We start from the raw sequence: 8,619 nt of genomic DNA on the forward strand, positions 1-8,619 counted from the left end.
GAGAAAATCTTTGTAATTATTTAACTTATCTATTGTTTCACGTGAAACATTGAATTTTTTAATAAAAAATTCAACATCATGATACATATATATTTTAAGATGCCTTTTTAAGAGTATTTTTACAATAAATTATCAATATATTAATAGCTGCAGGAGTCACACCATCAATTCTTAATGCCTGACCAAAAGTTAATGGATTTATATCTTTAAGCTTACGCTTTATCTCATTTGAAAGGCCAGAAACTGAATCATAATTTATATTTCTTGGTATTATAAGATTTTCATCCTTTTCATATATACTTATATCTCTTTTTTGTTGCTGTATGTAACCACTGTAATGCGATTCTATTTTGATTAAGTCTTCTATTTCCTCATCATACTTTGGAATATCAATAAATATATTTCTGATCTTATCTAAGGTCACATCTTTAAACTTTAAAATCTCCAGAAGAGATTTTTTTCTGCCATCCTGAGAAATTTTGATACCATTTTTCTTTAAAAGAGAAGGAGATACTATTTTATTAGACAAAATATCTTTAAAACTGTTTAAGTCATTGATTTTATTAATAAATTTAGCCTTTCTAAATTTAGATATAAAATTATACTTAATAGCAATAGGAGTTAACCTTAGATCAGCGTTGTCTGCTCTCAAGGTTAATCTATATTCAGCACGTGATGTAAACATTCTGTAAGGCTCACTTACGCCTTTGGTAATTAAGTCATCAATCATCACTCCAATATAAGACTGTGATCTTTCAAATTTAATTGGTTCTAAATTTTTTACAGATTGAGCTGCATTAAGACCTGCCACGATACCTTGTGCAGCAGCTTCTTCATATCCTGTTGTTCCGTTAATTTGACCTGCGAGATATAAATTTTCAATTTTTTTTGTTTTAAGTGTAAAATCTAACTCAGTTGGGAATACGTAATCATACTCGATTGCGTAGCCAGGTCTTATCATTCGTACGTTCTCTAAACCATTGATTTTAAATAATATTTCTTGTTGTATCTCCTTTGGAAGAGAAGTTGATATACCATTTGGGTAAACAATATTTGTTGTAAGACTTTCTGGCTCTAGAAAAATCTGATGACGTTGCCTATCTTTAAATTTTACAATCTTATCCTCTATAGAAGGACAGTATCTTGGACCAATTGTTTTAATGGATCCAGAATACATTGCACTACGTTTTAAATTTTTTTCAATAATCTTATGAACGATCTCATTAGTATAAGTCATTCCGCAAGAAATCTGCTTGGCGTTAATTTTTTTAGTTAAGTACGAAAAGAAAAAAGGCTTTTCATCAGCATCTTGCATTTCAAGTTTTTCGTAATTAATAGTTGTTCCATCCAATCTTGGAGGTGTCCCAGTTTTTAATCTGCCAATCTTAAAATTTAATTTTTTTAGCTGCTCGCTTAATCCCAAGGTTGGTTTCTCATCAATTCTTCCAGCTGAAATTTTCTCATCTCCAATATGAATAAGACCATTTAAAAAAGTGCCAGTTGTTAAAATAAATTTTTTTGCTGTAAAGGAATTTCTGGATTGAGTTTCAATTGAAATAATTTTATTTTTACTAAATTCAAACCTAGTTACAGGATCATAAAAAAGACTTAAATTACAATAACTTAACAACATTTTTTGCATATAATTTTTATAAAGCTCTCTATCAGATTGAGTTCTTGGTCCTCTTACAGCGTGACCTCTACTGCTATTTAACAATCTAAATTGTATTCCTGATTGATCGGCAACAACTCCCATAATGCCATCCAATGCGTCGATTTCTCTAACTAAATGTCCTTTGCCCAATCCACCAATTGCAGGATTACAAGACATTTCCCCAATTGTAGAAAGGGAATTTGTAATAAGAGCAGTATTAACACCACATCTTGCAGAAGCTGCTGCGGCTTCACAACCTGCATGCCCAGCTCCAATTACAATTACATCAAAATTTTTCTCTAAATTCATATGGGGTCTATTATATCCCATTAACATAAAATATAAGATACTTTTATGCTACTTGCCGATACAAAAATCCTTAAAAATTCTTTCTAATAATTCCTCAACATTAACATATCCAACTATTTCTCCAAGGTTCCTGACTGCCAATCTTAAATCTTCTGCTGCAAGGTCAATCTGATCTATAGATTTTTTACTAAGACATTTTTCAATAAAAAACACTGCATTTTCAAGGCTTTTTTTATGTCTTTGTCTTGATATTATGTTGTCACTACTAAATTTAAAATCTTCATCAATTTTTTCAGATATTTTATTAACTAAATTATCGATTCCTATATTTTTTTTTACTGAAATTTTAATTGGTTTAAAAATTTTATCTTGTAAAAATTTATTTGAACTTTTGATGTCAATTTTATTTAAAACTAAAATTGATTTTGAATCAAATAATTTTAAAATTTTTTTATCTATTTTTTTTGTGTAATCAAAAATAATTAATTTTAAATCAGAATCTTTTAAATTTTTATTAGTTAACGAAATACCTTTTTTCTCAATAATATTTTTGGATTTTCTTAATCCAGCTGTATCAAAAAATCTTACTAACTTTCCATTTAACATAATACTGGTTTCTATAAGATCTCGCGTTGTGCCTGGTATATTAGAAACAATTGACACTTGCCTATTAGCTAAACAATTAATTAATGATGATTTACCAGAATTTGTTGGTCCTATGATTGAAACCTTAAATCCCTCTCTAATTTTTTCAGAATTCTCTCCATTGCTTATTATTTTTTTAATTTTATCATTTATTTTCAATAACTTATCTCTACTACTTGAAAATACATTATCACCTACTTCATCATCGGAAAAATCAATAACAGCCTCATAATCTGAGAGTATTTTGATCATTTCATTCCTTAAACTAGTATAAACTTGCGTTGTATCCTCGTTCATTACTTTCAAGGCCTGAATTCTCTGCAGTTCTGTTTCTGAATTTATTAAGTCGATTAAACTCTCTGCCTGCAGTAAATTTATTTTTTTATTTAGAAGGGCGGTTTTAGTAAATTCTCCTGGTTTTGCTAATCTGCAATTCTTAAAGTTTGATAAAATTTTTAAGAAGTATTTAACAACAGCATTACTTCCATGAATGTGAAATTCTACAACATCATCTCCTGTGTAACTATTAGGTTTTGGAAAAAAAATAAAAATCCCTTTATCAATGATTTTATTTTTATGATCATAAAATGAAGAGAAATTAGCTACTCTTGGTTTAATTTTTTTGAATTTGGTTATGATTTTAGCTACCGGTAGAGCCTCTTTTCCGGAGACTCTTATAACTGCTAAACCAGATGTTCCTGGTGCTGTAGCTAACGCAAATATTGACATAAAAAAACGATATGATTTAGTTTTAATATAAATGTCAACTTTCCAATTATCTTTTAAAACAAAATTAGGCTTTATTTCAGTTATAGAAAACGATGGATATATTACTAATATTTCTTTTAAAAAAATATCAAAACAAAACAGTACAAAGCAATTACTAAAAGTTAAAAATCAAATAAGGGAATTTTTAAAAAAAAAGGTAAAAAAATTTACCTTTAAAACAAAAACTATTGGATCAAAAAAACAATTAAAAGTTTGGAATGAAATTAAAAAAATAAACTATGGAAAAACTACAACTTATAATTTTATTTCCAAAAAAACTAAAATTCATCCACGACATGTTGGAAGGATTTGTGGTCAAAACAAGTTATTATTTTTTATACCTTGTCATAGAGTGATTAGATCAGATGGCTTATTAGGTGGTTTTTCTGCAAAGCAGGGAATTAAACTAAAAAGTAAGATTCTTAGAATTGAAAGTTTAAATAAATAAACCCTTATTAGCTATATTAACAAAATTTTTTTTAATAAAAGAATTCTTATCAAGATTAGAAAGTGTATTTTTTCTTATAAAAGAATAACTATCAATTTTAATATCAAATATTTTTCTAATTACATCGATTAATGTTGCAAAAGTAAAATTATTTAAACTTGTCTCATCTAAATATTTTTTAATAAAAATATCATTACCGATTTCTAAACCTAAATTCTCACAATACTCAATAACTTTAATTAAAGAAAACATATTTCTTAAAGTCATATTCCATCCTTGACCAGCAATAGGATGAATCTTGTTAGCTATCTCCCCAAATAGTAAAGTTCTTTTAGAATCTTTTAATTCATTAAAAATATAATTTAAATTAAATTTACTAATTTCAGAGGTAGAGATTATTTCTTTAAATAATTCTTTAAAATGATTATTAAAAAATTTAAATAAATAATTATTATTTGATACATATTTTTCATTAACAGAATTATTCTTTATAGACCAAATTACAGAAGTCTCTGTGCTTGAGACTGGAAGAAAAGCCAAAGGTCCATCTTTTAAAAAAAATTGTCTTGCTGAATTATTTATAATTTTTTTATGAAAAAGATTAAAAACATATGCATTCTCATTATAAGATTTATCTACAACTTTTCTTAATTTAAATTTTGATAATAAAGAAAGATTGTTAGCAGAAGCAAAAATAATAAGATTATAATTTTCTTTAATTAAATCTTTAAAAGTAATTTCTTTATAAAATTTATTGTCATTAATTGACAATATTTCTTTTTTAAGAAAATTAATATTTTTCAAACTTTTTAATTTATTTTTAATATTTAAAAATAAAATATTACCATCAATAATATAAGCTAATGCTTCTTTTTTATTAGATGCAGAAAATTGAAGATCTTGTTTTAAGCTTATGGATGAATAAGAATCGTATAAATAAATATTCTTAACAGTATTAGATTTTTTTCTAATATCTTTTAGTCCGTAAAGACATAATTGATCTAGGGAGTGTTTACTTAATGCTATTTTTGTTGGGTTAATTTTTTTTTTACTAAAATCCTGCTCAACTATATCAATTTGCAACTTAAATTTTGATAACAAGTAAGCAATCGTTAACCCTGTAAGACCAGAACCAATAATACAAATTTTTTGAGAGTTAGGCATGATTGTCTTTTGCTTTGGAATTCTATCAACTGAATATTAATGATACAAAGGTTTTAATTGTGATTCGCCAAGCAAAATATGGAAAAAATAATAACATTTATTAAAGTAAAATTAATAGAATCTGCTGGAGTAATAACTATTCTTTTAGGACTTGCGTATTTTGTCTCTTTAACAACTTACTCAGCCAACAATATAAGCTATGTATTTCCGGAAGAGAAAAATATTCATAATAAATTTTTATCTTTTTTTTATTATCTCTCTGATTTCTTTTTACAAGCTTTCGGTGTTTTAGCATTTTTAATATTTATTAATTTAATTATATGGGGTGGATACTTAATTATTAAAAAAAAGATTGAAAATTTTTCTATAAAACTACTACTCTTAATTTTATCAATTATTTTTGGTGCTTTATTCTTTTCAATAAATGTTGATCAGAGTTTTTGGCTTCCTGATAATGGTTTTGGAGGTTTTGTTGCTAATTTTATCTCTGAAAAATTAAATATAAAGAATAATTCTTTTGGTGCTTATTTTTCAATTATTTTTTTATGTATATCTCTAATATGTTTTTATTTAAGTACAGGGTTAAATATCCAAGAATGGAAAACTGTCTTTATAACTATAAATAATTTATTAAGTTTTTTTCCAAAATTAATATTTAAAATATATATCAAAAGAAAAAATACTGAGGAAATTACTATTAATACAACCTTACAAGAAAATAATAATCAAAAAATTTTAGAAGAAATTCCGATACAAGAAATCTCTCCTCAACAACAACTTCCTCTGGAAAGCATAAAAGTTGAAAAATCGACAAGCTTTAAGATACCTCCAACAAAATTACTTGATGATCCAGTAAAGATTGAAAATCAACTAGATGAGGAAAGTTATAAGACACAATCAAAATTCCTAGAAAATGTTCTTTTAGATTTTAGCATTTCAGGTGAAATAAAAAGAGTAAGCGCTGGACCTGTTGTAACTTTATATGAATTTGAACCAACCGCAGGAATTAAAACATCAAAAATTATAAATCTATCAGAGGATATAGCGCGCAATACAAGTTCTATATCTACAAGAGTTGCAACTGTTCCAGGCAAAAGCACTATAGGAATAGAAATACCAAACAAAGTAAGAGAAAATGTTGCTTTAAAAGAAATAATTTCTAGCAAAGAATTTAACAATAAAGACATTAAGATTCCCATAACTCTTGGGAAAAGTATTTCAGGATTTCCAATTGTTGGAGATTTAGTTTCAATGCCACACCTTTTAATTGCCGGAACAACTGGATCTGGAAAATCAGTCTGTATTAATACTTTAATCCTATCAATTCTTTACAGACACAAACCTGATGACTGTAAACTTATTATGATTGATCCAAAAATGTTAGAACTCTCTATCTATCAAGGAATACCTCATCTACTAACACCCGTTATTACAGAACCAAAAAAAGCAACAACAGCTCTAAAATGGGTCGTTAAAGAAATGGAAAAAAGATATCGGGAAATGACTGAAATCGGAGTGAGAAATATTTCAGGATTTAATGAAAAGGCATCTTCAGAAAGTAGAAAAAAAATGCCTTACATTGTTGTAATAGTTGATGAAATGGCTGATTTAATGATGATTGCAGGTAAAGAAATTGAAAATTACATACAAAGACTAGCACAGATGGCTAGAGCTGCTGGAATTCATATAGTCATGGCAACACAAAGACCAAGTGTTGATGTGATCACGGGTACAATTAAAGCTAATTTTCCAACTCGAATATCATTCCAAGTAACATCAAAAATAGACAGCAGAACCATATTAGGAGAGCAGGGTGCTGAACTATTGCTTGGTAATGGGGACATGCTTTTTATGTCTTCGGCAAGCAGAATTATAAGAATTCACGGTCCCTATGTTTCTGAAAAAGAAATAGAAAGAGTTTCAACATTCTTAAGACTTCAAGGCTCACCAACATACATTGAGGAAGTAACCAGAATAGAAGAACAAGAAAATGATGAAGTTGTTTTAAATTCAGAAGGAAAAGATGAGCTATATAATAAAGCGGTTGAAATAATTAAAACTGAAGGCAAAGCATCTACTAGTTTTTTGCAAAGAAAACTTGGGATTGGCTATAATAGAGCGGCTAGAATTATCGATCAAATGGAGGAAGAAAAAATAATTAGTCCAGCAAATCACGTAGGTAAAAGAGAAATCTTTTAGAAAAATGAAGAAATTTTTATACATTGTTTTAACAATGTTAATTCCTTTTTGCGTTATCGCACAAGAATCATACAAAGAAAAAATAATTGAAAATTTAAAAAAAATAGATTCAATAAAATTTAATTTCACTCAGATTTCAAATGACATCACAGAAAATGGCAATTGTCTTATCGTCTACCCAAAAAAAATGCGATGTTTATATGATGAAGATAAGGAGATTATTGTAAATGATGATTATTTATTTCTAATCAATAAAAGAGAAAATAAAAATTATAACTACAATATCAAAGATACTCCTTTAGGAGTTATGCTGGACAAAGAAAATATTATAGAAAAATTATTAAAAGTAGAAAAATTTAATATAATAGACAAAAATATAATCGCAATTATAGATCTAAATTCTCAAGAAAGTATTGAGATACATTTTGACTCTAAAAAAATGAATATTGTAGGATGGAAAATAAAAAATTATGACAATTCTAATCTAGAATTTTTTATGAAAAACATTTCAATAAATATTGATGCAAACGAAAAATTTGAGATACCAAAGTAAAAATTATAAATTTTCTGGATTAAAAAATATCTTTTCAGTCTTAAAAATCTTCATTCCTCGTGCAAGATAATTTTTTAAAGCATTAGGATGGTCAAGTGTGCACGTATGAACCCACACTTTGTTAATCTTCTCATTAAAGGATTTTAATATCGCATCAGTTAATAAATACCCTCCCATTCCTTTGCCATAAAATTCTTTAAATATTCCAAAATAGGGTATCTCCATTGAAAGAATTTTTGGATCATAAAGTAGCTCGTAATATCCTGCTAATTTATTATTTTGTTTTAAAAGATATAATTTTAAAAAATCATTACTTAAATAATCTAACCAATCTTGATCGCTCCACTTGAGTCTGTCTCTCCAAAAAAAATCTCTTCCCACCTCTCTATAAAGAAATTTACAAAAATCTATTGTTGGTTTTTTTTCTTGGACAATTTCTAGATTTTTTTCTTTGCAATTTGATTTTGTTAAATCGCTCCTTGAAATAAGATGTAGATAAAATCTATCTATAGATCTTTCCATATTACTTATGGATCATTCTTCCTAATTTTTCTCCAGCAAATATATGAAAATGTAAGTGAGGAACTTCTTGCCCACCATCTCTGCCATTATTTCCTAAATATCTATAGCCAGAAGCAGATACTCCTAGAATATTAGCAACTTTTCCTAATGCTCTAATTAAACCTTCAATTTCATCACTTTTAGCATTAGCTGCAAAATCATTCATATCTACATATGCGCCTTTTGGAATTACCAAGACATGAATTTTTGCCTGAGGATTAATATCTTTAAATGCAAGAGAAAACTTGTCTTCATAAATTTTATCACAAGGGATTTCTCCTCTTAAAATTTTGGCAAATATATTATTTTTATCGTACA

At 27.1% G+C, this 8,619-nt stretch carries 8 protein-coding genes; 3 read left to right on the forward strand and 5 right to left on the reverse strand.

What is annotated here, in order from left to right; genetic code table 11:
- Window positions 1-94: 94 nt before the first annotated feature.
- Together mnmG and mnmE are read right to left on the reverse strand one after the other, a co-directional pair.
- Entirely contained in the window at window positions 95-1,963 is a 1,869-nt protein-coding gene (mnmG, locus tag AC8IGH_RS04400; RefSeq protein WP_507419505.1) for a tRNA uridine-5-carboxymethylaminomethyl(34) synthesis enzyme MnmG, read from the reverse strand.
- A gap of 48 nt (window positions 1,964-2,011) precedes the next feature.
- A complete protein-coding gene (mnmE, locus tag AC8IGH_RS04405; RefSeq protein WP_507419506.1) occupies window positions 2,012-3,337 on the reverse strand; it encodes a tRNA uridine-5-carboxymethylaminomethyl(34) synthesis GTPase MnmE in 1,326 nt (441 codons plus the stop codon).
- A gap of 31 nt (window positions 3,338-3,368) precedes the next feature.
- Between mnmE and AC8IGH_RS04410 the strand changes: the two genes are divergently transcribed.
- Entirely contained in the window at window positions 3,369-3,824 is a 456-nt protein-coding gene (locus tag AC8IGH_RS04410) for a methylated-DNA--[protein]-cysteine S-methyltransferase (RefSeq protein ID WP_507419507.1), read from the forward strand.
- Here the strand turns inward: AC8IGH_RS04410 and AC8IGH_RS04415 are convergent.
- A complete protein-coding gene (locus AC8IGH_RS04415) occupies window positions 3,813-4,988 on the reverse strand; it encodes an NAD(P)-binding protein (protein ID WP_507419508.1) in 1,176 nt (391 codons plus the stop codon). The two genes, AC8IGH_RS04410 and AC8IGH_RS04415, sit on opposite strands and share 12 nt — an antisense overlap.
- 78 nt (window positions 4,989-5,066) lie before the next feature.
- Between AC8IGH_RS04415 and AC8IGH_RS04420 the strand changes: the two genes are divergently transcribed.
- Window positions 5,067-7,187: an FtsK/SpoIIIE family DNA translocase gene (locus AC8IGH_RS04420; protein WP_507419509.1), complete on the forward strand. Its 2,121-nt coding sequence runs from the start codon at window positions 5,067-5,069 to the stop codon at window positions 7,185-7,187.
- Between the two features lie 4 nt (window positions 7,188-7,191).
- Window positions 7,192-7,740 carry a LolA family protein gene (locus tag AC8IGH_RS04425; RefSeq protein ID WP_507419510.1) on the forward strand — a complete coding sequence of 183 codons (549 nt, stop codon included), beginning with the start codon at window positions 7,192-7,194 and terminating at the stop codon, window positions 7,738-7,740.
- A 3-nt stretch (window positions 7,741-7,743) separates the two neighbouring features.
- Here AC8IGH_RS04425 and AC8IGH_RS04430 read toward each other — a convergent pair whose 3' ends face one another.
- Both AC8IGH_RS04430 and AC8IGH_RS04435 read right to left on the reverse strand, forming a co-directional pair.
- Complete coding sequence (locus AC8IGH_RS04430; protein WP_507419511.1) at window positions 7,744-8,262, reverse strand: GNAT family N-acetyltransferase; 519 nt, start codon at window positions 8,260-8,262, stop codon at window positions 7,744-7,746.
- Between the two features lies 1 nt (window position 8,263).
- On the reverse strand, window positions 8,264-8,619 hold a 356-nt coding region (locus tag AC8IGH_RS04435), incomplete at its 5' end, for a histidine triad nucleotide-binding protein (protein ID WP_507419512.1).

Source organism: Candidatus Allofontibacter sp. (assembly GCF_038145245.1).
Taxonomy (GTDB): Bacteria; Pseudomonadota; Alphaproteobacteria; order Pelagibacterales; family Pelagibacteraceae; genus Fontibacterium.

Excerpts from the sequence above, each read along its gene's own strand:
- mnmG (WP_507419505.1), bottom strand. The coding sequence starts at position 1,963 with ATGAATTTAGAGAAAAATTTTGATGTAATTGTAATTGGAGCTGGGCAT.
- mnmE (WP_507419506.1), bottom strand. The coding sequence starts at position 3,337 with ATGTCAATATTTGCGTTAGCTACAGCACCAGGAACATCTGGTTTAGCA.
- AC8IGH_RS04410 (WP_507419507.1), top strand. The coding sequence starts at position 3,369 with ATGTCAACTTTCCAATTATCTTTTAAAACAAAATTAGGCTTTATTTCA.
- AC8IGH_RS04415 (WP_507419508.1), bottom strand. The coding sequence starts at position 4,988 with ATGCCTAACTCTCAAAAAATTTGTATTATTGGTTCTGGTCTTACAGGG.
- AC8IGH_RS04420 (WP_507419509.1), top strand. The coding sequence starts at position 5,067 with ATGGAAAAAATAATAACATTTATTAAAGTAAAATTAATAGAATCTGCT.
- AC8IGH_RS04425 (WP_507419510.1), top strand. The coding sequence starts at position 7,192 with ATGAAGAAATTTTTATACATTGTTTTAACAATGTTAATTCCTTTTTGC.
- AC8IGH_RS04430 (WP_507419511.1), bottom strand. The coding sequence starts at position 8,262 with ATGGAAAGATCTATAGATAGATTTTATCTACATCTTATTTCAAGGAGC.